Source organism: Bradyrhizobium sp. PMVTL-01 (assembly GCF_051861855.1).
In the GTDB taxonomy this organism is placed as follows: Bacteria; Pseudomonadota; Alphaproteobacteria; order Rhizobiales; family Xanthobacteraceae; genus Bradyrhizobium.
Map to the genome: position 1 here is coordinate 2,355,143 of NZ_CP193982.1, position 24,549 is coordinate 2,379,691.

Genomic DNA, 24,549 nt, shown 5'->3' on the forward strand with positions numbered 1-24,549 from the left:
CTGCCCGGTGACGCCAGCGTGAAGGAACAAGCTCATATGCGGAGGAAAGCAGCATCGCTGCGTCCCGGGTTTTTGGCACTGAAGATCAAAAACGCTGGCGCTGTCTCGCAGGCGGTTGGCCGACACGCTGAGATATCCGCTTGGCAACCAATGTCGGCAACCGAACAGGGGCCTGCAGCTCCGAACGGCTGAAACTTGCACTTTTCAGCCGGCACGCAGCTTGCAGTGAACGGCCCGCGACATAGCGCAAGCCGCGCTATGTCATGAGCTTGCGTGCTCTCCGCCGCTTCTGCTTGACGCGTCAGGGCCCGCGAGCCTTGCCGCTCGACCTCCTCCGGAGCAAATCCATGAACAAATCACTCCTCTCCGCCACTTTGCTTTCGATTGCCTGCTTCGCCTCCACGGCGCTGCGAACGGATGCGGCGGTGACTGATGACCCATTCCTTTGGCTCGAGGAGATCGAAGGGCCAGACGCAGTGGCTTGGGCCCGCGCCGAGAACGAGAAGACGCTCGGGGTGCTCCAGTCAGATCCTCGCTATCCACGCTTCTTTGAACAGGCGCTCTCCATCCTGCAGGCCAAGGATCGGATCGCATACGTTTCGTTGGAACGGCGAGCTTTGGAGAATTTCTGGCGAGACGAGAACCACGTGCGCGGCGTCTGGCGGCGCACCACGCTCGAGAGCTATCGTAGCAAAGACCCACAGTGGGAAACCATTCTCGACGTGGACACCTTAGCGGTCGCCGAGAACAGGAATTGGATCTTTCAAGGTAGCAGCTGCCTTCCGCCTGAAGAGCGCCTCTGCCTGATTAATCTTTCCGATGGCGGCAAGGATGCCGCGTCCATACGAGAGTTCGACTGCGACGCCAAGAGCTTCGTTGCGGATGGCTTTTATCTCTCGGAGGGCAAGCAGCACGTCAGCTGGGTCGATCGTGACACACTCCTTGTTGCACGGCACTGGGGCGAGGGGACTGTGACGCAAGCCGGCTACCCCTTTGTGGTGAAGGAGCTCAAACGCGCTCAGCCGCTCAGTGAGGCTCGCGAGATGTTTCGTGGCGAGCCCACCGACGTTAGGGCGTCCCCCTTTGTGCTTCGTGACAGCGAGGGCAATATTCATGCGACCGGCGCGATCCGCGCAATCAGCACTTTCGAGTCCGAGCATGTGGTCTTCCGCCCCGATGGGCCCGTCAAGCTCAATCTGCCGAAGAAGGCCGCGATGATCGGTCTAGTGGGTGGTCGCCTGCTTGTAAGGCTTGATGAAGATTGGAGGCCGCCAGGCGATATCAGCTTCGCCGCGGGATCGCTGATTTCGTATGGTCTGGCCGAATGGAAACAGGATCCGCTGCGCGCCAAAGCCTCGCTCGTCTTCCAACCTGGGCCCCGCCAGGCCGTGAGCGGGTTGGGCGTCACAAAGAACTTGTTGATCATGACGATCCTTGAGAACGTTCAGAGCAAAGCGTTCGCTTATAAGTACGATCAGGGAGCTTGGTCGGCGACGCCGATCCCGCTGCCGGAACATGCAAATGTCAGCCTGTCAGCCACGTCCGATGAAGCGGACCAGGCGATGTTCGTGGTCTCGAGCTATCTCAGACCAACCTCAGTCTGGTATTTTGATGCCGAAAGCAAAAGCCTTGAGGAATTGAAGACGACACCGGCTGCCTTCGATGCGTCCAACCATGTCGTGGAGCAGCTCGAAGGCACTTCGCGTGATGGCACGTCAATTCCCTATTTTCTGGTGCGGCCGAAGAACGCAAGGTTTGACGGGGCGATCCCGACACTTGTTTATGGCTATGGCGGTTTCCAGGCTTCGCTTCTGCCCTCTTATCTGGGACCGGTGGGGCGGCTCTGGCTCGAACAGGGCAATGCCTATGTCGTGGCGAACCTGCGTGGGGGCGGCGAGTTTGGCCCACAATGGCATCAAGCGGCCCAGACGGCAACGAAGCAGACGACATGGGATGATTTCATTGCCGTTGCCGAGGACCTGATTCGCCGGAAGATCACAAGTCCGCGCCGGCTAGGAATCATTGGCGGCAGCCAGGGCGGCCTGCTCGTTGGCGCCGCAATCACCCAACGTCCCGAACTCTTCAACGCGGCCATCATCAAGGTGCCACTGTTTGACATGCTTCGATACACCAAACTGGGCGCAGGCGCCTCCTGGATCGGCGAGTACGGTGACCCTGCGATCGCCGAGCACCGTGCGTGGATCGAAGGCTACTCGCCCTACCAGAAGCTGATGGCGGGCAAGACTTATCCCGCTCCCCTAATTCTTACCTCGACCAAGGATGACCGCGTGCATCCAGCGCACGGCCGCAAAGCAGCCGCGAAGCTCGCCGCGCTGGGGCAGCCTTACTTCTATTACGAGAACATCGACGGGGGGCACAGCGCCGCCGCCAACCTCAAGGAATATGCGCGTCAACTGGCCCTTGAATACACCTATGCATCGAGGCGGCTTTGTTCTGAGTAAAATTCGCTCAGCGGGCTGATCGAGGCAGATAAAATGAGAGACCATTGGTGTTATCTCAACGTCTTCACGGTGCTCAGCTGAATTCATCGAATCCAAGGCGAGAGAGCTGATGAGGCGCCAGCAGAGGCGATGAGGGTCGTCAGATGCCCAAGTTACCCTGGTTTGAACAGCCTCCACCGCTGGCGAGCGGGTTTCCTGGCGTCCAACCACAACATGACGAGCGGGCGGTAAGTTGCCAGATGCGCTTCCTTGAGGATTGTCTCGCAGAGTCCGAGATGGCCGGCGTGCGGCTAATATCTAAACGCGAACAGCTAAAGCGCAGCTCTGGGACTATCTTCGTGCTTGAGAAAGCATGTCACATAGCTCAATGCAGGCATGGCGCGGATTGATTATCCTGATCCAGGCTGCGCGAAGGAGTTCACGGCCGCCCTGTTGCGACGATCAATCCGATTCGCTTTAGCTCGGCTCCCGATAAGCGCGGCGTGTTCGAGGCTCTGCAACTCTTCTGTAAGCCGCTAGCGCGCGACGAGTGAAGAAGGTCAAAACGTCATCCGGATCCTGAAGCCTTGAAGCGAAGTGTGGTCGACGTCACGGCGCTTTCTGTCATTTGCACAATGCGGCCGCAGATAGACCATGCGATAAAAAACGAGCACGTGACCAGCGCAGCGACGCTGGCGTTTTGGCCGGCAGACTCTTCGCTAGATCACAACGGTTCACTATGGAGATGTCGCCGTGGCAATGGGTATTGTGAAGTGGTTCAACTCGACCAAAGGTTATGGGTTCATCAGGCCTGAGGACGGAGGTCCCGATGTCTTCGTGCACATCGGTGCCGTCGAAAGGGCCGGTTACACCACTCTTGAAGAGGGGGCGCGGGTAAGTTATCAGCTCAAGGCCGGGCGTTCGGGCAAGATGTCAGCTGAGGATCTTCGGGTTGGCTGATCCGACTCGCCTCCGGAAACTGCTCTCTGCAAAGCGTGTTCTCGCACCTGTCCGGCGATGACTTGTCACGGCGCGCCGGGCGTTTGGCTTTTCGACGGTCTCTTCCAGCCATGAGGCTGTCTCGCAAACCGCATGACAGCGTTGATCTCCTGAGGCCGTCGACCGATCACTGCCGTCAGAGCTACAGAGTTGCGAGCCGATCGCAGTGTGGGCGTGGCAAGATATTCCTGCGCCCCGAACCGTACGCTCGTGACCAACGCGCCGGAAAGTGCACGCCGCCGGGCTGGTACTCCCCTGTCCAGGGGTGATGCATGTAGCTCATGAAGGTGCTCGCACAACCGGGTTCTTCCGTTATCGACCATACTGGCCGGCTGCGCTGAGGCAACAGCACGCCCGCAGCAGCTTCTCCGGCGGGGTCGACGGCCGCCCAATAGGCGAATAGAGCGCGGCAAACTCGCGCTTCAGCGTCGACTCGTTCACGATCGTCCGGATCGCTCGCAGCGGATGGTCACGCCGTACCCGAGCCTCCAGATCGACGTAGCTGAACAGCTCGCCCGTTCGATTGTCGCCGCCGCGCAGGCATCATCTCCGAATCTCGTCGGAGCCAATGAATCCCAGTCGCTGGTCGTTGCGAACACCTTTTTCAACGCCCTGCTAGAGGCGTACCTAGGTGCTGCCGCCAGGCTGCTCGGAATCCGATTGCAGCCGCCTGATGCCGGATAGATCGTTCCGGACGAGTGCGTGTCCGACACGTACGGTCACCGCCATCTCGATGCAGAAAGGAATCATGCAAAGGGCAGTTGCGACCTCGAAGGCAATCTGATGGGCGGCAATGGCTGTGGTGCTGATCACACCATCAGAAGCGCCGTCGCCGAAAAAAGGTTCGGTTCCATGAAAATGGCAACCGAAACCGGCGTCCCGATCACGATGAGCTGCCGCTGCCCACAAGATCGGGGAGATCGTTGTGGGCCAGCAGCGCCGGCTCGACACCGAGCGGACGCTAAGGACCATGCTTTGCTCGACGGGGATTAGCGCGGATTTTCCCGCCGGCATCTCCTTTTCAATTCACCCAGTTGCTCGGGAGCAGAATTCCCGATCGGTAACTTTCTGGGTCGATCAGCCTCGGTTTGATGCAAATGTTCCGTTCGGTAACCTTTGTCCTTCGTGGCAATGGTCTGGACCGTCCGGCTTGCCGAACTAACGAGAGAACGGCGCTCCTCCTCCATTCGCTTATGCTCGGGGCCGTCACCAGGGGCGGCAGTGACGCCAGCCAGATATCCTCCGTGGTCGCCCGGCCTGATATGCAGCTTGTCGGCGTAGGTAGCCCGTCGCAGCTTGCGTGCCCAGCGCACAACAGGTCCACAAGGGGGCCAGGTGCTGCTGTCAATCTAGTGGCATGAGAAACCGGCAGGCGTGAGCAGTGCATTGGTGTCATTGCCGGCGGACAGCACGACGGAGTCGAATACCTCAATTCCTGTCGTTAGGCGCAAGCGTGGCTTTGACTGCAGCCTCTCAAGGCCTTGTACTCGCTCCCGCCGATACCGAACCGCAAACCGTTTGGTAGAGCGTTCGATCAGAGCCCGGCATAGCGCTCCCGCATTCACCCATCCTTCTTCCGCGACAAGAACGACTTCGGCGGCCATTCAGTCCTGATAGATGGCTCGAGGCGACCTGCTGCGGCCGGTGAAATGAGTTCCACCTGACTTCCGTACTTGCAAAGGGCCTTGGCATTCTGTTCCAGTTGTGCAGCAGCATTCCCAAAGGAAGCGAGCCGCAGCGTTCCAGTCCGTGTGGAGGTGTCGCTCGCTTCCGACCTCGCGAGCGATCATGCTGTGGTACTTGATAGCGTCGAGCCTAAACGGCAGGTCGGCTTTGGCTTGGCCAAACGCATTAAGACATGCAAATGATGCGGACGAGACGCCGTTTCCAGGTTTGCCAATATCGAAAACGGTCACTTGCGCACCGGCCTTCCCGAGGTGATAGGCAATGGAGCTGCCGATGATACCAGCCCCGACGACTCCGATTTTCATCGGCTCCTCCTTCCTGGGAAATCTGCTCAAGTACTGGCGGTGAGCCCGCCATCGATGCGAAGAATCTGGCCCGTCACGAACCTGGACAGCGAAGACGCGAAGAAGTGCACAGCTCGCGCGACATCCTCAGGCGTAGCCAATCGCCCGTGGGTGCTGCGTTCGTTGCACAGCGCGCCTCGTGGAACGACGCTTTAAGCGCGGACAGGATGTATCGACTGCTGCGACAGAGCTGCGCCTAAACCCCATCAGTGGCAATTCGCCGAGCTTTGCCAATTGAAGCAGCACAGTCCGGACTTCGAATCCTGATTTTCGTTGGGCGGTTCGAGCAGATCGAACTGTTTCTCGGCGCCCATACCAGGCGCGCGCACGCGGTTCGCACAGTCAATCCTTGAGACGTTCTTTCGGCGATATTCGGTCTCTGTTTAATTCATCCGGACCTGTTCAGTAGTGTGGATGTCGATTGGGAGTGGCTCCTCCGAAGGGATCCCGTCTGTGTGATCCAAAGGTACGGGGAATTCGGAGCGCCTGCTCAGACGGCGTGGACAACTACGAGTAGAAACAATTCACGGTTCTGGCGACCGCCCTTCGTCCGCCTCGCAGCTGCGCGATGATCCATTGGCGAACTTTAGATTCACTGACTAGCGGGTGGCGGCGCACCCCTGGATAGCCGAACAGCGCCTGTTGGCGCTCAAGTCCGCTGATATAGGAGCGATCAACACCTGCATCGTGGGCCAATTGCTCTTGCGGAATACCCGCTCGACGCGGATCCGGCGCACATTGTATGCCACAAGCGCACGAGCTCTCATGCGCCAAGGCAGCCATTCGATAGTTATCATACCATTGGCTATAACCTACATAAAAACATCACAAATTTGGAGGTTTTCATCGAACTATTCGATGCGTGTCACCGAATGTTCTACTGGGGCGGGCTACACCAGCTCTGGTATGTCGATCGCCTATCAGTTGTGGCGGCGCAGGTTTTGCCGGCGCTGACCGGAGCTCGGTCGTTCCGCTAGCTCGGCAGCCGTTCGATTCCACGGGCAAAGATGCTGACTGAGAGGGCGCCCATGGTCCTCCATTCGAAATGGAGTTGCAATCCCAATGAATGAGCCGGCCGAATCGAGGAGATTGCAGCGACAGCCGATCGGGGAAACTTAGAGTTGGCTTTCAGCCCTGCATCAGCGCAGAAAGCGCATTTCAGCTGCCCTAATCTCGTCCATTCTCTGCAGTCTGAAGAGTTCCTCTACCGGTACTATATCCTTGTGGACGTTCTGGACGCCGCCATCAGCGATGATGCGGAGGAAGGTGTCTCTCATGGCCGTGCTTGAGGCCCGAATGGCGTAATTGCCATAGATCATCATCTGGACGTTGCCCAATGCCTTGACCCGACGAGCATCCAGATCCGGATAAGCATTTGGCACAATGGCCAGCGGCACTGAACCGGTCCAGGCGCGGGAAAAGCTTTCGATCTCGCCAGGATCCGTCTTCTTTGAATGGACCAGGATCATGTCGGCGCCAGCTTTCACATATGCTTGCGCGCGGTCTAAGGCTTCAGCTTCGCCAAGGCCAGCGATGAGCGCTTCGGTTCTCGCGATCACAAGAAAGTTTGGATCTCGTCTCGTGGCAAGAGAAGCCTCGATCTTGCCCTGGAATTCCTCGATGCGCAGCAGTTGCTGGCGGCCGTCCGCAGCAAGGCTTGTAACCTTCGGAAATGTCTTGTCCTCGATGACAACGGCGCTGGCGCCGGCCCTTTCATACTCGCCAATCGCATGGATGACATTGATGGCATTGCCATAGCCTGTGTCGATGTCGGCCACGATCGGTATCGTCGTGCGCCCAGCGATTGCCCGCAGCATATCCAGATGCTGTGCCATCGAGATCAGGCTCATGTCAGCCAAGCCATAAAGTGCGGAAAGTTCGAAACCGGAGGCCCACAGCCCATCGAAGCCGGCTTCCTCCGCGAGAATTGCTGAAAGTGGGCTGTGAGCTGCCATAATGTGGACAAGACCGCTTTCGGCCATCCGGGCGCGCAGACGTTTGGCAGGGGACATCCGAAGTCTTTCAAGATGGGGCGGTGCAAGCGATGATGATCCGATCGCAGGCCTGGGTGAGATTCTCAAGCGAGGAAGCATGGCAGATGCGAATGTCGGGCGAAGCCTGGAAGCTGCCGGGGCGCTACTACGGGGTCCCAAAGGCGTAGAGAAGAGATGGTGAACATGGCTGTCAGTCCGTCGCCTTCCGCCCGGCGCCATACGGAACGTGCCAACTCATCATTGCCTGGCTTTCGAATCGCCGTTGCCTGGCATCGACACTTGCAAAGTTCCCGCTGAACACGCCTGCTTCGAAGCCAAAAGACCCTGGTCTGATCCATATTGGAATCGAGCTTGTGATCGCGATGGAATTCCCGCGGCTTGCCCCGCGCAGCCGCCTGCTCCCGACGAGCGTGCTGCATTTCTTCGGCACGTCGCGGATTGCGCCAGATACCGGTCTGGCAGGCAGCAAGTAAGGTTTCGAATCGGGTTCGCCCTGACTGAGTCTGATCGCGTCCGCACTTTGGCGTAGCTCGGTTGCTCGCGCCGTCATGGCCTCGGCTTCTGCGGGAGGAACAAGCCTTGAGCTGTTCTGCTAGCAGAGACAATAGAAGCACCTGACGTTTGACGAGGATTGTTCATAGCTTCTACTCGTTGCGAGGTTGCAAACAAAACGGACATTCGTATTTGTTGAATTAAATCATCGCAACTTGCGATGCCTTGCTTAGGATCGCCCAAGACGACGGCCGCCTTTCGCGGGCCGCGCTTCACCAGCAGAGCAATTTGCTCCGCGCGTTACGCGTTGGATGCCGCGCATACGTGTGAATGCTCTTGTCAAAAATGAAACGATCAACAGGACTCGAACGCTTTTCCGCTCACGACGAAGAAATTTGCACGGCGCCCCTTAAGGAAGCAGCGCGAAGGCTCCCTCACTCGGGGCTGGTCCGTTGTCAAGCGACCTCTGTGAGGCTGCCTAGGGCTCACACTGTTTAGCTCCGCAGTCCCACGGCTATCGCATATTGCAGGGGCTTCCATCTACTTATTCGATACATGTCATCCAGCTGTAGCATGAAGGGTCTTGAAGGTCCGCAGCTTGGGCAAAGAATTTCATGGCAGCGAGGAAGTGATGCAATGGCATCTGTTTCGATCGAAAGCATCAGTAAGGCCTACGGCCAAACGCCCGTACTGCGCAGCGTCTCATTGTCGATAGCCGATGGTGAATTCCTGACGCTGTTGGGACCGTCGGGCTGTGGCAAGTCGACGCTGCTCCGTCTCCTGGCGGGACTTGAGGTGCAGGACGCCGGCTCCGTCTCGATCGGCGACCGCGTCGTGGATGGCGTCCCGCCGAAGCGGCGGGATATCGCCATGGTGTTCCAGTCCTATGCACTCTATCCCCATATGAGTGTCGCGTCGAACCTCGCGCTGCCGTTGCGGATGCGTCGGCTGTCGGCCTTACAGAGGCTCCCCCTTCTGGGCCGTCTTCTGCCTAGAACGCCGCAGATCGCCGCGGACATTGGAGTGGAAGTCTCCCGCACGGCTAAGTCCCTCGGGATCGGCCACCTGTTGTCGCGCAAACCGGGGCAACTCTCGGGCGGCCAGCGCCAGCGTGTCGCGGTTGGTCGGGCGATGGTGCGCCAGCCAGCTGTTTTCCTAATGGACGAGCCCCTATCCAACCTCGACGCCAAGCTGCGGGTGCAGATGCGCGCCGAGATCAAGGAACTGCACCAACGGCTCGGGGTCACCTTCGTCTATGTTACCCATGACCAGGCCGAGGCGATGACCCTTTCGGATCGTGTGGCGGTGATGCTCGATGGTGAGTTGTTGCAGGTTGCTCCACCGCAAAGCATCTATTCCGATCCAGACAATCGCCGCGTGGCCGAATTCATCGGCTCACCCAAGATCAACCTGCTTGATGGCGTGATGCGCGAACGCGGCCTAATCGACGTGGCTGGTTCGACGATCCCGATCGAAGCTCATGCCCTGGCGGGGACGCCGCTTTCACTCGGCATTCGCCCGGAGACTCTTTATCTCGCAGACCACGCTGGCCATGGGGTGCTGACAGGTTCGGTGCGAATGGTTGAGCACATGGGATCAGATCTCTTCGTACATCTCAATCTTGCCGGGATCGATCAGCCGTTCCTCGTAAGGCTGCCGGCCGAGCGAGCGCCGCATATCGCGCCCGGCCAGACCTTGCACGTTGGCGCGAGACCGGATCGCATTCTTCTGTTTACACGGGATGGACGGCGCTTACGGCGGGAAGCGGATCCCGTTTGCAGATACGTCGCTCCGTTCCGGGAGGCCGCAGGATGAGCGAGCCTCATGTTTTTTCCGATGCTTATAATCGCTCCTTCATGCAGCGTGGAACGTCATTTCTTGCGGTCTCACCAGCTCGTCGGCAAGCCTTTATGGTGGCGTTCACAGGATACGGGCTCGCTGGCCCGGCGGTCTTCTTTCTGCTGGTGCTGTTCTTGCTGCCGGTGGTTGGGGTGTTCTTCATCGCGCTCACCGACTGGCAGCTCGGGGCGGGCTCCTTTTCCTTCGTCGGCCTCGCCAACTACCGCGAGGCGTTCGCGGATGCCACCGTTAGAGCCTCCCTCGCCAACACCGCTGCCTATGTTCTGATCGTCGTGCCGGCTACGCTGCTTGGCGGCCTTACTGTTGCACTTCTGATCGAAAGCGGAAAATCCTGCCGCTCGTTTTATCGTGCCATCCATTTCCTGCCCTTTATGGCAACGGTCACGGCTATGGCCATTGTCTGGGAGGCGCTGCTGCATCCCACGATAGGCCTCGTGAACCAGATGTTCGCCGCCGTGGGCCTTCCGACCGCCAATTGGCTGCGCAATGAAAATACCGTCCTTCCGGTGTTGGGCGCTATCGGGATCTGGCAAAATCTAGGCTATGCGATGGTGTTGTTTCTCGCCGGCCTCAAAACCATCCCGCGAGATCTCTACGATGCAGCCGATGTCGACGGTGCAGACTTATGGATCGACCGCCTGCGCACCGTCACTCTGCCCTTGCTCGGGCCGGTCTCGATGTTCGTTGTCATTGTCGTGGCATTGCGGGCCTTGGAATGTTTCGACGCCGTGAAGGTACTGACGCAGGGTGGCCCTGGAGATGCCTCCGAAGTACTGCTCTACACGCTCTATCGAGAGAGTTTTGAGTATCTGCGCACCGGATATGGCGCCGCCATCGCCGTCGTCTTTCTCGCCATGGTCGGAACTCTCACGCTGATCAACGCCCTCGTCATGGACAGAAAGGTGCATTACCAATGAGCGCGTCCACTCCCGTCAAAGGCTTGTCGTCGCTTGCCGGCATCCTTCGCCATGCCGTGTTAGTCGTGACAGGAGCGTTGATACTCGTTCCCTTCCTGTGGATGATCTCGCTCTCGATCAAGGCGCCGGGCGAGATATTCCACGCGCCCTTCTCCTTTTGGCCCGCGCAATTCTACGGCATTGAAAATTATGAAAAAGCGCTGACCCAGGCCCCGCTGCTCCGCTATATGGGCAACGGCTTGATGGTATGCGGTCTGATCCTGGCGCTGCAAATTCTCCTCTGTGCTCCTTGCGCCTACGCGCTTGCAAAACTACCATTTTTCGGTCGCAACCTCGTTTTCGGCATGGTGCTTGCCGGTCTGATCCTCCCGCACCAAGTGCTTTCGCTGCCGCTATTTGTCCTCGGGTACAAGCTCGCCATTCTTAATACTTACACCGCGCTGATCCTTCCTTATCTCGTGTCACCCTTCGGCATCTTCCTGTTCCGGCAATTTTTTAAGACGATTCCGGATGATGTCGTGCATGCTGCACGTCTCGACGGTCTTTCTGAACTCGCTATCGTCTGGAAGGTCATGGTGCCGATGGCACTACCGGCCGTCGTCGCATTCGCAATCTTCTCGGTGGTCGGGCACTGGAATGACCTGTTCTGGCCATTGATCGCTGTACGTGATCAGTCCCTGATGCCGCCGCCGCTGGGTATTCTGGTCTTCAAGAACGAGGAGGCCGGCAGCGACTACGGTCCTCTGATGGCCGCATCCACTATTGTGGTACTCCCGCTCACCATCGCCTTCCTCGCAGCCCAACGTTGGTTCGTCGAGGGACTAACCGGAGGGGCCGTCAAATAATAGGCGAACCGAGCGACCGAAATTCTCCTCTCGTCGCATGCGCAGGCATTAAACCGGGAAGTGCTGACATGGATATGGTTGAAAAGGAACTCCGATGCTGACAATAGCAAAGCTTTCTTCCGCAATCGGCGCGGACGTCGCCAATGTCGATCTCCGCAGATTGGCGGAATCGAAAGACGCCACCGTTGTCGCTGCGCTTCGCGAAGCGCTTGAAACGCACCTTGTGCTTCGCTTTCGTGGCCAGCATCTGTCACCAAGCGAATTCGTCACGCTTGCGTCTGCCTTCGGCCAGACAAAGACGCTAAAGCGCGCCGCAGCGTCAAGTAGCGCGCATTTGCCTGGACATCCTGAAATCAAGGTTGTCTCGAATGTAGCGAATGATGATGGCCGACCTATCGGCGACGGTGGTTCGTCAGAGAATTACTGGCACACCGACGGCACCTATTTGCCACAGCCCATCAAGTTGACGTTCTTGTACGGACGCGAGTCGCCCAAAGCAAATCCACCCAAGACGTTTTTCATGAACCTGTCCGATGTCCATGATCGCCTGCCTCACTGCTTGACGTCCTATCTGAGCCGATTGAGTTGCATCCATTATTCGCCGTATAACTTCGCTCCTGAATATGCCGAGCAAATCGCAGCACTCCCCGAAGGGGCGGATCGTCGGCATATTGGGCCCAGCTTTCCGCTCGTGCGCCTCAATCCCCATAGTGGAAGACCATCCTTGTATCTTCCTAGACAGCGACAATGCCTTATCGAAGGCTTAACGCGCGCAGAGAGTGAGAAGCTCTCTGATCTGCTATGGACATACGTCGAAGCCTATAACGATACATGGGGCGACGTAATTGGTGTCGATGACCTCTTCGTTTTCGATAACAGTTACACGCTTCATAGACGTGAGGCGTTCGACTCGCGAGAACGGCGTGTCCTATGGCATATCACGACCCAGGGCGAACCACCGATTCCGTATGCATTGGCGTCCTAATCTAGTTCGCTAGGGCACAGTGGCAGCAGAAAGTGTTGCGGTGAGCGGTGCCATCCGCCCCGCAGCGATCATCCATACCCACGAAGACGAGCATACCCTGTCCGAGACCCCCGAAAACTGGCGGTCCGTTTTCCCGGACGACAAGTCGCGCGATCATTGGAGAAGTGCGGTGGTTCCCTGCTGGCCGACAATTTCAGGCGCCGGCCCGAGATCGGCCGCGGCACTATTTTCGAACGAGCTGATTATGAATGGCGGCACGTTTCCTTCCATTGTGTTTTGGCGTCCGCCAACCGGCACCAACCCAACCGTCGTTTTCTTGCCTGGCGGTGGCCATCTGGCCCGGGTCGCATATGGCCACCCGGGCGCGGATCCCCGGGACTTTCTCGACTTCTGGCTGCGCGAGGTCGGATGGGGGCTTCTGGCGCTCTCCTATCCGAGTGATCATCCCACCTTTCCACGGCTTTACCCCGAGATGACCGTGAGCGACTGGGGCGCGTCGGTGACGGCGATCACCCTTGGCCTTTTGGCCACGTGTCCGGCGCCACGGCGTGTCGTCGTGGCCGGCTGGAGCATGGCGGGCCGGGTTGCACGCTCAGTCTGCCGAGGCCTTGCCCGAGGCGGTTTGCCGCCGATCGGCTTTATTTCGCTCGCTGCGAGCGCTCCGTTTCCCGGCCTGGTGCCCGTATTCGAGAGGGGCGAGCCGGTGACGCAGGCGGGCTTGTGGGATCTTTCGGCCGATGAGCCCGGTCTACCAACGCGTCACTCAGATTGGTGTGCTGAACTTGCTGCCCAATCGGCCGACAACGACCGCGTGATCATCCCCCCAGATGTCTATCAACGCGACTATCGTGTAAATACGCCGCTTCTGCTGCGCGGAGAGCCGCAATTTCTCCGATCGCGCAGCGCGGGCGTTTCGGTGGCCGAAGTGACGGACGAGCTCGGCACTTTCGATTTTGGTTCCCATCCGTTGACGGGTGTAATAGCGCCGACGCGGCCTTCTGATGCGCGTCACGCGCTAACCGATACACTCACCTGGAGTTTCCTGAACGCACAGCACGTCTTCGAGCGCTACGTTAGCGGGTGCCCCGGTCTTTCCACTTTCCCTCCCCAGCTTTGGGAGCAGTTGCGGTTGCTTATGTTAGATTTGCCACGCCGCCTCACGCGTACTGTATCAGGCGGTCATTTCTTCTTCGTAGGTGAGCGCGGCGCCAAAGCAACAGCACGTCATCTGACAAATCTCGCAACTGAAATCGCATTGCTGCAGGCCGAAGTCTCGGCCATCGTCTGCAATCAACCGGCACCACCAACAAAATAGAATGACAGCCTTCAGCCGTTCCCAAGCACTCACTCGACGCATTTTTGACAATGCCCGCGCCCCTCACCAGGTGTCGCAAAAGCTGGCCCGCTCGACTAGTTCGATCACAGTCGGGCCCGCTACCGACGCAATTCCAACATGGTTGACGATCTTTCGATCGTGTTGCGGCAGGGACGAGGTGCTCGCTCCTCACCAAGCCGGGTAATGGGCGTCAAACGAAGGCCTGCGGCGTGCTGCTGGTACACGCCGTCCACAAAAAAGATCAGATCGGCGGTACAAGCGCGCGAGGGAACCGCGCCTGTACACGTCATCACTTCTTCAGAATGAGCTTGCGTGCCTCCTTGGCGGCGTCATCGAGCGCCGCTTGCGCCGAGAGTTTACTGCCCAATACCAGTTGCATTTTGTCCACGATCATCGCCGCGGCCTTCGTGCTGTTCTCACCGGGAAATGCATACCAAGCCACCAGATTACTGAGTTGCCCCAGCGGAACGATGTAGTTCGGCTTTTCCCGATAAAGCTTCTGTAGCTGTGGATCCGATAGGGCGGCCTTGTTGATTGGCGTATAGCCGGTCATCGCCGCCATGATCGCCTGTGCCCGCGGGCTCGCGGCGAACTTGATGTATTTCCACGCTGCTTCCTGCCGAGCGGGGTCCTTGGTTAGCATCATCATTCCGTTGCCGGCGGCCAAGGTTTTGCCGTCGTGAGCCAAGGGGATCGGCGTCATCGTAAGCATGAAATGCTGACCGATTTGCTGTTCGAAATCGGTGAGAAGGCTGCTGGACGTCAAGTAGATACCAATCTTGCCGCCGACAAAGGACTGACGGGCGTTGTCACGCGATAAGTCCATCATACCAGAATCTGCGGCGCGCGCTACGGTTGCCATAGCGGCAAGTCCTTGCCACTGGTCGAAGGCGATATCGTCCTCGCCCTTGGTCATCATCCTGCCGCCATGCGCAAAAAGCAGTGTTTCAAAGCCCCACGCGCCATTCGCATTATACTCCATGTAGAACCCACTAACGTTCGGCTCCAGCTTTGAGATCTTCTTTGCCAAATCGAAAATGCCGTCCCAGGTCGTGGGGAGCTTGGCAGGGTCTGCGCCAGCGCGGGCGAGAAGGGCATTATTGTAGAACAGCACTGGCGTCGTCAGCGAATAAGGGACGGCATAAGCTTTGTCACCGGGCGATCCGATGTTTCGGATGGCATCGACAACACCCTGCTGAATCCAATCCGGTTCGGCCGAGATGAAGCGGTCGAGCGGTACTGCAAGGCCACGATCGGCCAGCAGCCGTATATAATTTAGGCCCTGGTGCGAGACGTCGGGCGCATCGTTGATCAATTGGGCGCGCAAGGTACTTTGCAATAGTTCGTCGTAACTCTTCGCCGTTTCGAACTTGATTGTTATCTCCGGGTTCGCTTTCGTGAATTCAGCCGCGATTGCATTGTACATCGCGGAAAAATTGGCCGGCGAATAGCTCACGCGCAGTTCCATCGCGTTAACCATGCTCGGTCTCGCGATAACAAGCGAAAGCACCAAGAACAAAGCCACCGCAAGCAGACGTCTCATCGTTAGTCTCCAATCTAAAGTACAGCGAGCAAACGGCCTCAACCAGCCGCTCGTCGCGCGCGGGTATGCGTTTCTGCGGCATTTGCGCCGGTCAGCAGCAGTGAACCAAGGAGCAGGCGTCAGGGCTTGAGCGTTTCCGATCGCTCGGGTGTCAACGACGCGTTGCCATTGGCCCTCCACATCTCATTACAACGATCAATTCCTTGACCTCTCGAACGCGCTCGCGAACGACTTCAAGAGGTGGATAGCAACATGCAGATGACATACATCGAAAAATCATATGAGAAACGCGCAACATGTGAACATGGTGCGCTCTTGGGTTGCGTGATGATCATCGAATTTCGATTGTCGGCGAAAGCAACAGCAAATTATCTTCGCGGCCGAACGCGACCGGCGAAAGGTAAACACACGACACGTCCGCGTAGCAAGGTGTGGTGCATTGGGAGAGCGGCCAAGCCGCGGCTAGCCGGCTTGAGTGCCCGGCAAGAATTGCAGGAGTTCAGCTTGTCTCCGAAAGCAAAGGTCGCAAATACCCGTCGCGCGACCCGCTCGTTGGGGTGCTGCAAGCCAGGTCAGGCGTCGACCAAACCAATCAACTGCGAGGGGACGCGTTTGGCGTCGCCCTCGCTTACTCCGAGATTAACTTCATACGCATCACCGGCTCGCCCATTCCTCCCGGGGCTCTACGATTTCAGCTTATCCACTCTTGAGCGGCCTTCATCACGTATAACGCGAGCTACTCCGCTAGAAGAATATCGATGTAGACGCTGAGAAATTCAGGGCATGGCCGATTTGGGGCGTATATGTGATGCTTGTCGGGTGATCGATATATGTTAGCCCCAAGCTCGCGTATATTCCGGGGCCAAGATGCGCAGTATATGTTCCGGAGATTGCTTTCGCATCGCGATGAACAAGATTTCCTTTAGCCGCCGCAGCATCAACAGCAAATTTGCTCCAAACCGTGTCGGTAGCAACAAGCGAGATTTGATCGCTGGGCCGGCTATCAAAGAGTCCCTTCGCGTAAAGCCGTAGCTCATAATACCGAGTAACCTTATTGAGGTCAGGCGGAGCGCCCATAACCGATAATCCACCATAGATGCCACGCGATGCGGCGTCAGGGACATGGCTCTGCCAGAGTTGCCTGTCCGCAGCGACGTAATAGAGGCTATTCTCGTCAGCTCTCGGTTGGGTTGGATACGCCAAGTTCGTGTAGTGGCTGTTGTTGAAGCCAACACCCGCCCGCAACCAGGTCTCGGGTAAACCGGGAGCCGCGCTGTTGCGATACCCGCTCTCGTCAAGCAACAGAATGCCCGCGTTCGCCGTACTCCAGTCTAAGCCCGTTGAGTTTGCAGATATGTGCGCAAAGACCCCGTCTGGACTGGTAGAGCGTTGGAATGATACCTTGTTATACAGCCGGTCATCGAAATGGTAGGTGAGGTTGAGAGTAGGTGTCGGGGCGGGCGCGAAGTTCATCCCTCCTTGATAAAGCACATTCGATGAGGGTCCGAAGACGTTCGCTCCTGGATTTCCTCCGACCACCGTGCCGGCTAACTCATATGAGTTCATGAGGTAGCCGAGTTTGAGCTCGAGCTTCCGATTGAAAAAGGTTTGATAGTAGGCGACCGTGTTGATTCCCCATCTATCCGGGCCTCCGGGCTGCCATGTCCAAGATTGTTGCTCGGTTCCAACAATGATCTGGCCGTCCGGGATCCCATACCGGCTGAGATCATAGGTCACCATCATGTAATTTAGGGTATAGAATGTTGGATTCTGTCCGCTATAAAGTTGGTTTGCGATCGTGCTCCTGGCTGCATTCGGCAGCAGGTTGTTAACGTAAGTATTTTGCGTCCAAGCAATGTATCCGATCCCAATCTCTGCCAGCGCGGATCTGATGCCTCCTTTGTCCTGAACGACAGTATCGGCTGGACCAGGTAAGTTGACCTCCAATCCCTTTATGCGCAGATTTTCGAACTTTGCAAAATGGTCGGCCTGGCGCGTGATAGCTGAAGCGGGGCGAGCGCCAGGTCGCACTGTTCGTTTTTCAGCAGTATCACTCCCAAGTTGAATCATCTTTTTCTTTTGAACGTTCCTCTTGGTGATCTCGCTCGGAGTGTCGCTTTTCTGATTAGGCATATTGGTCGTTTGTGCCAGCGCCGCTCCGGAAACAAAACTAGCTGCCAGGATACATGCAGCTGATAGCTTCGCTTTTCGAATGGTTCGGAAGAAGATCCCATGTCCTGATGCCGAGTAGAGCGGTTTTGTCTGATCATTTTGTACATCGTTGTTCATCTTAACGCGCATAGAATCCCCCAGACGCGGTTCGAGCCGTTGCGAGCTGTGTTTGGCATCGCGACCGCAACTGGACGATGACAGGCATCGGATAATTCGATGTGACTGCCTGTAAGATGCGATGGCGCTAACCCGGATGCTATTGCGAGGGTGTGCCCGTGCGACTGCGGAGCGAGATCACTCTATACGCTGGCGGACAGTCCAAGTTGTCGTGCGGAGGCAATCTGAGTGTGGTCAAGTGAAGAGCACCCGGATTAGATGGCCTTTGGGATTATTCGACAGTGCATTTGAAGCTTAGTGCGTCCTGACCTCGGCCGGAATGATGCACATTTGATCAGGCGTATATATTCGGACGTCTGCTCAGTGCCAGGCGCTTTGTGGCGACAATAGAAACGGCTGTCGCGCAATCGGACAAGTTTGGGCTTGGTCCGGTGTCGCCTCCATCTCGGCCTCGAGCCGAGAATGTCGCCCTTCCGTTTTCTGCGCGAAGATCCGCGTTGGCTGAATTGGCCGGTCTAAATCGTCGCCCGTGAGAACCTGGCGCAAGCGAATTTTTCAGCTGATTCTTTATCGAGGAACGCGCGGACGATGAGGCGCAAGAGTTCTGCGAGCCAACGCAGCAGCAGGCCGAAGTTATAGCCGGCAGCAGTGAGAACAGCGTTGATGCGGTCGCCGAGGCGTCCCTTGAGATAATTTCGGTCCATGCGGTGCTGGGCCCTGACGTGGCCGATGACGGGCTCGACAGCGGCGCGACCGTTCATTTCGCAACGGATGGAAGTCGTGACGCGGCGGACCTGCCCCGAAATCCAGACCCAGAACCGATGCGGGTGGTTGTGACCGCGATATCCTTTGTCGACATGGATACGGCGAGCCGCCCCGCCGATGAGCTTCTCCATGTCGGCGATGACGGGACCAAGCGTGTGCCCACGAAAGGATTGCCATGCAAGGTCGTGGCATGGAGCACGAACTGGCCGGCCTTCGGAGACGCAACTGGGGTGGCGATGCTCACTTTGCAGTCGAACTCGTAGGGCGCGCCGGCTTTGCCCTTGCCGCTGCACTGAAGCTCCGGAGCATGTAACGCATAGACCTTCAGACCGCGCCGATGCTCATCCTGGCTGCGCACCTGTTGCGCTAAACCCAGCAACGCGCCGAAGCGCGCTTCGAGCACCGTATCGCGATCCAATCTTGCGGCGGATGTCCCGTGACGCCGCTGCTGAAGCAAAAGCTGTACGCAGCTTAAATAACTGGAACCGCTATTGAAGCCGGCTATTCCAGATGCGTTCAAAGACGACCAAGACGTAATGAGTGGATTCCCATCCGTTCACCGTTCCGGAGTAATTGGAGGGAACATCAAACGTTGCCGATCCGGCGATTGAACCGTCGACTCAGGGCGGGGCATAGTTGAAATGCGAGTGGCATTCGGTGACGGCTCCAACCCGGACCGACGGACTTGTTGGTCAGCGCCATGACGGGGTGCGCTCTGGCGATGCCTGCGAGGAGAAGAGAAAAAAGGCTGGAAAGGAGCGAAAAGCATTTCATGGCTTTTCCTCCGTGGCTATTTCGAGGTCTGCCGCGGCTTGCTACGGTGGTCGCAAGAATGGCGCGCCGATTGCCTGCGGAACGAGAGGCTGGAACAGCGTCACGTCAAAGGTCGGCGATAACATTCCAGTTAGACTAACGCCGCCGAAAGCGGCCTTTCGAGAGATCCGACCCTTCGATGGCCTTGCCGTTTCGACAAAGCTTTCGGCAACATCGTAAAACATCCCATGGCACGCTACCGGCAATTCGATCGGAGATCTCTTCGATCGACTGTTCACGAGCGGAAAGAGTTTCGAGCACCCGGTCGCGCAGTTCGGACTCACCGAGTTCTTCCTCGTCGAGCCACCAATCGTCGCCTCGCGGGCCAAACAAGAGGATTCTATTGCGCAAAATAATGAAATGACTCTTGCAGTCGGTATCGCGCCATACGGATGGATAAACGCTTGCTCCCCTCGGAGATTCGTATAGACGCCAAGCTGGACCAGTGCGTCGGTCTAGATTCACCGGCAGCTCAGAACCGCACCCGCACGGGCACAGCATGATTAGCCAACGCGGGCCTTTGCGATCCACAATGACAGCTTCTCCCCGCTGCTTGAGATGAGCGCTGGCTTCGGCGCGGGAGGGTACTCTGGCTTTGATGCGGAAATTCATGATCACTGTCCCGCATCCCCCGATTGACGCTGATGTTTGCCGGCTGTCGCCGCTGTAGTCTTGGCCATCGCCCGCAGAATCGTTTGACCAAAAAAGAATGCTATTGCTCTCGACATGTTCGGTTCGTTCGCGTCGAGATCGATGTGCGGGTTGCAGCCCTTACGGATCAGGCATAGGGCCAGTGTGAGCGCGTATTGTCCGGGCTGTTGTTCAGCTGACCAGCTCAACGTCCGGATTTGATTCACCGCATTATAGAACCACTCTGCGGGATCGCCGGGCCTACAGAAGGTCGTCTGGCCTCTCTTAAGAGCGCTTTCTTGATAGAGTGGCTCAATCAACTGCACGAGTTCTGTAAGCGCAAGTTTCCCTTTCTTCAGGTCCTCGATGAATCCTTCGACCAGAAGGCCTCCTTCCAGGGAAGCGGGGTCATAGGTGAGCGGGTAGTGCTGTTCCAACTTCTCAAAATCAATGAGGATTGCATCACCGTGTCGGATGAGAACGTTGGTGGCGTGCATGTCGCCGTGTGCCGGCGCAACTTTCGGCGCCGTGTTGCCGAGGTCATCGAATATCTCTTTCAAGGGTTCGATGCTAGTATCAGCACCTAGGTTTTGAACTAACGGTATCCGCCTGGCGGGCAATTCTATCAGTTGGCTTTGACCCTCGACCTGCCACTTGTCTTCAAAAAAGGCGCTCAAGGTCCGTTTCTCGTCGATGTAGTCTTGTTTCCTCCATCCTCCCAACGTCTTATCGAACAGGTTCGCAATGGCATGACCACAGCGCCCACCCCGCGCGCACGCGATCAGGGACTCTGAACCTTCGACGAAATCGCCCACGAGAATCCCTAGTGTTGATCCAAGATTGCAGCGATCCCGCCGCAAACGGGGCCCTAGGTGGAAAGGCACATATTCAAATATGTGGCCGCAGTATTTGTCGTACTCATCAATGATCTTTTTACGCGGGCCGATTTTCACGAAAAACAGATGGGGATAAGCGCCGGTTGAGCCGCGCTGCACTAACCCGGCCTCCGCTGATGCGTAAGCCTTGAAGACCGGTGCTCCGGACATACCCCCGTTAAGCAATGTCAGTCGAAGTTCCGAGCAATTCCAGAACGCCCGTTTGAGCAAGATCACGCGCTCGGAGTGGCCATCAGGGCCAAACCGGTCGAGGAGAACTTTTTCGTCAAAAACCAAACCAGTTTTTGGAGATGAACTTGCAGGACGATCACAGACCAAAGCTGCGATATCCCCCCAAGACGACGCCGTGTCGAAAAGGTAGACGCAGGGCAGGAGAAAGCCTCGCTCTCTCTCGCGATCACTTTTACGTATGGTCTGCCACTCGTCCGAGCGAAGATTGGCAACGGGAATTGTGCTTTCCAGCAGCGCATTCACGACCAGCTTACGCGGTGCATCCGTTTGGTCCTTATCAGCCGCGAGACGAATGTAGACCCTAACATCATGGTCCAGCAGACAAGGGACAAACGAACCTAACTGTCGAGGCAAGGCGTTAATTTTGTTGCCGTCCTGGGTCCAAATCACAGCATCTAATTGTGCAGCGTATGCGGGATCAGCAAGCTCGCCTGGGGTCGATGGCTGGCACTGGAAGCTGCGGTCGCGGAACTTGTCCAAATCTACTTTGGACGGCACCTCCCCGACGAAAGCGATTTTCGCGCGCGGCCGACCTTCAGGCGAAAATTCGCGTATCGCCATTTCAGTCGTCCCGCGTAAACAAATCTTGCGAATCGCCGCGCGCGAGAACGCCTCGCGAGGAGCATACATAGCAATTCGGGTTGCTGGTGAACGAAACGGCCCGCAATGACGGAGACCGCGCGTCATAGATGAGATGCCTTGCCGCGCTTGGAATACCGACCATCATGGCTAAGAACATCGTGATCGCCATTGAGGTCACGGTGCCGTTGATCGAGATGACGGCGGGCGCCGGCTCATGCGCTCCTTGAATGTATTGGTCCCGGCTTCGCTCCTCGGCGTTCATCATGTCTCGTCGGACTTCTTCAGAGTCTAGGAGCCCGCAGCAGGTGAAGCAGGGCAGCCTTGGAGCGAGGGCTTGGACACGGCCATGTATGCCCGCGATCTGACCAGCTCTGGCGGTGATGATGGAGCCCATATCAACGCAGGGGACTAGGTATTGATACGCAATCTGCTGAATTACCGCGCGGCTCCCATGGGAATCTGTACATGAGAAAATAAAATCTGCAGCCCGGAGCTCACGAGCAATCCCCGTTCGTGTCACATCGCCGATGACGCTCTTACACGCCGCGCCCGGCGCGATGGCTGCGACCATTTCAGCAGCCACGTCTGTCTTGAAGCGGTTCACATCACCTATGCGAGAGCCAGCCACGCGGTTCAGATTCGTTGTTTCGATGCGATCGGGATCGATGAGAATGAACTTGCGCACCCCAAGATGTGCCAACTGTTCTGCAGCAATGGAGCCTGTGCCGCCGAGACCCACTATGGCAATGGTAAGTGCTTCAAGATATTTTTGGCCAGCGGAGCCCAGTGCCCTGACCTGACGGTCAAATTTCAACGACGGGGGGCCTGACCCATCACCGGCGTCGAAGAGCACTTGCAATTGAGGGCCGACCGACACGACGCGCATTGGAGTCTTTTCGCCTAGCCGACGTGCGCACCAGCCGCCAGCGCTGACGACTACCGCGCCGTGGACCGTATCGGGCGCGCGCACGGACAAGAACCGGGCCAGATGTGCCTCACCATCGTCGTCTATCTTGGAGAATTCCGGCGGAGCGGAGCCGGGATGGGAGTGAACAAAGATGGCCGAAAGATTTTGGCGGGCGGCTCTTTTGCCGATCTTCGCAATATACTCCGGCTTGAGCTGCGCACTGATGAGCGACCGATCCGAATAATCTTCATCGGCAGGGAAATCGAGGCTGGATACGACAAAACGGTCCATCCCCGGCAAGGCAACGCGGGATGCCAGCATGACAGCGCAGCGTTCCGTCTCTCTGCCCACAAGCTCACCGATAATTCGGCTGGCATCTCCGTCCTGAAACCTGAGCTCCATCATCGAGCCGGATCCAGTCGCTGAAGGATTGCTCGATAGAACTGTTCCAGCCGGTCGCGGTTGGGGTCCCATGTCTGCAGGTGCCACGAAAACCACGTCAGTGGGCGCCCCGGATTGGTATCATAGGGCAAAGGAGTTCCTTCATTCGCATTCTGCGGAATCGCGCCATTTGGGAGTCGTACTGGCGGCGAAACCCAGAAGCAGTCGGGTCTTGCGGCGGGATAGCCGGGAGGTGCGATGAAGAGAACGTCGACCTTTCTAGCGCTCCAGCCGTCGGGCAGATCGACCCCTTTAACTGTAATGAGGTACGACGCATCGGCGCGGCGCTGAATTTCAGCCTCCTGCCGCTTGAATTCCTGAAGGTATTCCTTCAGTTGCTGAAATTGCTCGCCGATCATCAGAATCCAAATGTCGCTGGCGGGACAGCGAAAAAGTGCTTCACGCGTTCAGTGATTCCCACGGCTTCTCCGTCGCCTACCCCCTTATCCGGCTTGTCACCTTCTTCTTCGAGGAAGAGCTGATAATTGGGGGCGACATTGGCGATCGCCTTTATCTCCGCCCCCGTAAGCGCGGTCTTGGCATTTTCGTGGCGAATCGCGTCCACGTAGAATACGTGAAGTTTTTTGTCCGATTTCTCTGCTTCAGACATATCATGCTCCTTCTAAGTGTTTTGCTTGTGATTCGTCGTCGTCCCTTGAACCTTCAAACTGCGCGCGGTTGGCCCATACGATCGGTTGAGGCTCTTGCGGCAGTTCGATTCGCAGATGGCGCACAAAGTATGAAACCAGCGAGCGGCGGATCGTCTTGGACAGCCGTCCATCCTGCATACCGAAGTCGGCAATGACTGAATCGCGCTGGCTCGGGGTCAGATTCGGATTGGGCTCGATCTCGATCACGACAAAAGTCTGCCAGTCCGTATCGTCCTGCGGATTCACATTGCTAACACGGCGTCCGTGGACTCGCTGGAATCTCGTCAGGACGAAATCGCGAAATCGAGAAGTTCCGTGACACCATGCGCGGGCATGCCAACGAGATCCGTCGAAGGCCAAAGAGTGCGGAGCAATCCACTGGCGAGTCGGATCGGGAGTGCGCATCGATTGGTATGTGACGTCTATCTCCGTGCCATCGCGGATCGCCCAGAGAATTGGCAACAGCATCTCAATGCGCACACGGCGGACTGGCAGAGTCACGACATCACAGGGGGGGCGAGTGCCGACAAAGCTGACTGATCGGGAAATCGTCCCGATGGCGAGGCCCTGAATCTCGTTCAAATAAGTCTGGGTATCGGGCGCGAGAAAAAGCGGCTTAAAATGCTCGGTCGCGCGATAGACCTTTTCGTGACGATCGTACTCCATGTTGTGTTTGGCCAAATCAAGGTACTTTGCGAAATCCAGCGAGGCCTGTTGAACCGAGATGTTGAAATATTCGGCGACCTCACCGCGATTGATTTTGCCGTCCCACAAGAGACGAAATTCGATGAATTCCAGTCGCCGGTCTTGTCCCCATGGCCGGGACTTGGGAGCAGCCTCCATGGACCGATCAGTCATTGTGCCTGTTTGGTACGTCGTGTTACACGATCGGTCATAAAACAC

At 57.4% G+C, this 24,549-nt stretch carries 19 protein-coding genes and 2 pseudogenes; 7 read left to right on the plus strand and 14 right to left on the minus strand.

Annotated features, from left to right (window positions below; translation table 11 throughout):
- Nucleotides 1–347 precede the first annotated feature (347 nt).
- Both ACRQ5Q_RS10695 and ACRQ5Q_RS10700 read left to right on the plus strand, forming a co-directional pair.
- On the plus strand, nt 348–2,462 hold the full coding sequence (locus ACRQ5Q_RS10695) for a prolyl oligopeptidase family serine peptidase (RefSeq protein ID WP_439397595.1): 2,115 nt from the start codon (nt 348–350) through the stop codon (nt 2,460–2,462).
- 732 nt (nt 2,463–3,194) lie between these two features.
- Nucleotides 3,195–3,401, plus strand: coding sequence for a cold-shock protein (locus ACRQ5Q_RS10700; protein ID WP_018645234.1), 207 nt, complete (start codon nt 3,195–3,197; stop codon nt 3,399–3,401).
- Between the two features lie 390 nt (nt 3,402–3,791).
- Here the strand turns inward: ACRQ5Q_RS10700 and ACRQ5Q_RS10705 are convergent.
- From ACRQ5Q_RS10705 to ACRQ5Q_RS10725, 5 genes and pseudogenes are all read right to left on the minus strand, one after another.
- A pseudogene (locus tag ACRQ5Q_RS10705) lies at nt 3,792–3,980 on the minus strand (IS5/IS1182 family transposase); the annotation flags it as partial.
- 87 nt (nt 3,981–4,067) lie between these two features.
- Nucleotides 4,068–4,412: a hypothetical protein gene (locus ACRQ5Q_RS10710; RefSeq protein WP_439397598.1), complete on the minus strand. Its 345-nt coding sequence runs from the start codon at nt 4,410–4,412 to the stop codon at nt 4,068–4,070.
- Between the two features lie 632 nt (nt 4,413–5,044).
- Nucleotides 5,045–5,431, minus strand: a complete 387-nt coding sequence (locus tag ACRQ5Q_RS10715) for an FAD-dependent oxidoreductase (RefSeq protein WP_439397600.1) — start codon at nt 5,429–5,431, stop codon at nt 5,045–5,047.
- Nucleotides 5,432–5,457: 26 nt separating this feature from the next.
- Nucleotides 5,458–5,541 (minus strand): hypothetical protein, encoded by an 84-nt coding sequence (locus tag ACRQ5Q_RS10720; protein WP_439399766.1) that lies wholly within the window; start codon nt 5,539–5,541, stop codon nt 5,458–5,460.
- Nucleotides 5,542–6,609: 1,068 nt separating this feature from the next.
- Entirely contained in the window at nt 6,610–7,482 is an 873-nt protein-coding gene (locus ACRQ5Q_RS10725; RefSeq protein ID WP_439397601.1) for an isocitrate lyase/phosphoenolpyruvate mutase family protein, read from the minus strand.
- A gap of 1,110 nt (nt 7,483–8,592) precedes the next feature.
- Between ACRQ5Q_RS10725 and ACRQ5Q_RS10730 the strand changes: the two genes are divergently transcribed.
- From ACRQ5Q_RS10730 to ACRQ5Q_RS10750, 5 genes are all read left to right on the plus strand, one after another.
- The gene (locus ACRQ5Q_RS10730) at nt 8,593–9,771 is read left to right on the plus strand and encodes an ABC transporter ATP-binding protein (protein WP_439397603.1); all 1,179 of its coding nucleotides are present in this window, start codon (nt 8,593–8,595) and stop codon (nt 9,769–9,771) included.
- Nucleotides 9,772–9,866: 95 nt separating this feature from the next.
- Entirely contained in the window at nt 9,867–10,733 is an 867-nt protein-coding gene (locus ACRQ5Q_RS10735; protein ID WP_439399768.1) for a carbohydrate ABC transporter permease, read from the plus strand.
- Nucleotides 10,730–11,578, plus strand: a complete 849-nt coding sequence (locus tag ACRQ5Q_RS10740) for a carbohydrate ABC transporter permease (RefSeq protein ID WP_439397605.1) — start codon at nt 10,730–10,732, stop codon at nt 11,576–11,578. The genes ACRQ5Q_RS10735 and ACRQ5Q_RS10740 overlap by 4 nt, the downstream gene beginning before the upstream one ends.
- Before the next feature lie 94 nt (nt 11,579–11,672).
- Complete coding sequence (locus tag ACRQ5Q_RS10745; protein WP_439397607.1) at nt 11,673–12,563, plus strand: TauD/TfdA dioxygenase family protein; 891 nt, start codon at nt 11,673–11,675, stop codon at nt 12,561–12,563.
- A 40-nt stretch (nt 12,564–12,603) separates the two neighbouring features.
- Nucleotides 12,604–13,878 carry a hypothetical protein gene (locus tag ACRQ5Q_RS10750; RefSeq protein ID WP_439397609.1) on the plus strand — a complete coding sequence of 425 codons (1,275 nt, stop codon included), beginning with the start codon at nt 12,604–12,606 and terminating at the stop codon, nt 13,876–13,878.
- A 310-nt stretch (nt 13,879–14,188) separates the two neighbouring features.
- Here the strand turns inward: ACRQ5Q_RS10750 and ACRQ5Q_RS10755 are convergent, their stop codons facing one another.
- From ACRQ5Q_RS10755 to ACRQ5Q_RS10795, 9 genes and pseudogenes are all read right to left on the minus strand, one after another.
- Complete coding sequence (locus ACRQ5Q_RS10755) at nt 14,189–15,442, minus strand: extracellular solute-binding protein (RefSeq protein WP_439397611.1); 1,254 nt, start codon at nt 15,440–15,442, stop codon at nt 14,189–14,191.
- A gap of 744 nt (nt 15,443–16,186) precedes the next feature.
- Nucleotides 16,187–17,731, minus strand: coding sequence for a carbohydrate porin (locus tag ACRQ5Q_RS10760; RefSeq protein ID WP_439397612.1), 1,545 nt, complete (start codon nt 17,729–17,731; stop codon nt 16,187–16,189).
- Between the two features lie 515 nt (nt 17,732–18,246).
- Nucleotides 18,247–18,933: pseudogene (locus tag ACRQ5Q_RS10765) on the minus strand (IS5/IS1182 family transposase); the annotation flags it as partial.
- Nucleotides 18,934–19,405: 472 nt separating this feature from the next.
- Complete coding sequence (locus tag ACRQ5Q_RS10770; RefSeq protein ID WP_439397614.1) at nt 19,406–19,921, minus strand: DUF6527 family protein; 516 nt, start codon at nt 19,919–19,921, stop codon at nt 19,406–19,408.
- 2 nt (nt 19,922–19,923) lie between these two features.
- Nucleotides 19,924–21,627 (minus strand): hypothetical protein, encoded by a 1,704-nt coding sequence (locus tag ACRQ5Q_RS10775; protein WP_439397616.1) that lies wholly within the window; start codon nt 21,625–21,627, stop codon nt 19,924–19,926.
- 1 nt (nt 21,628) lies between these two features.
- A complete protein-coding gene (locus ACRQ5Q_RS10780; RefSeq protein ID WP_439397618.1) occupies nt 21,629–22,960 on the minus strand; it encodes a HesA/MoeB/ThiF family protein in 1,332 nt (443 codons plus the stop codon).
- Nucleotides 22,957–23,355 carry an E2/UBC family protein gene (locus tag ACRQ5Q_RS10785; protein WP_439397620.1) on the minus strand — a complete coding sequence of 133 codons (399 nt, stop codon included), beginning with the start codon at nt 23,353–23,355 and terminating at the stop codon, nt 22,957–22,959. The genes ACRQ5Q_RS10780 and ACRQ5Q_RS10785 overlap by 4 nt, the downstream gene beginning before the upstream one ends.
- On the minus strand, nt 23,355–23,606 hold the full coding sequence (locus ACRQ5Q_RS10790) for a multiubiquitin domain-containing protein (protein ID WP_439397622.1): 252 nt from the start codon (nt 23,604–23,606) through the stop codon (nt 23,355–23,357). Before ACRQ5Q_RS10790 ends, ACRQ5Q_RS10785 begins: the two co-directional genes overlap by 1 nt.
- A gap of 1 nt (nt 23,607) precedes the next feature.
- Nucleotides 23,608–24,489, minus strand: coding sequence for a WYL domain-containing protein (locus tag ACRQ5Q_RS10795; protein WP_439397623.1), 882 nt, complete (start codon nt 24,487–24,489; stop codon nt 23,608–23,610).
- Nucleotides 24,490–24,549: the final 60 nt, after the last annotated feature.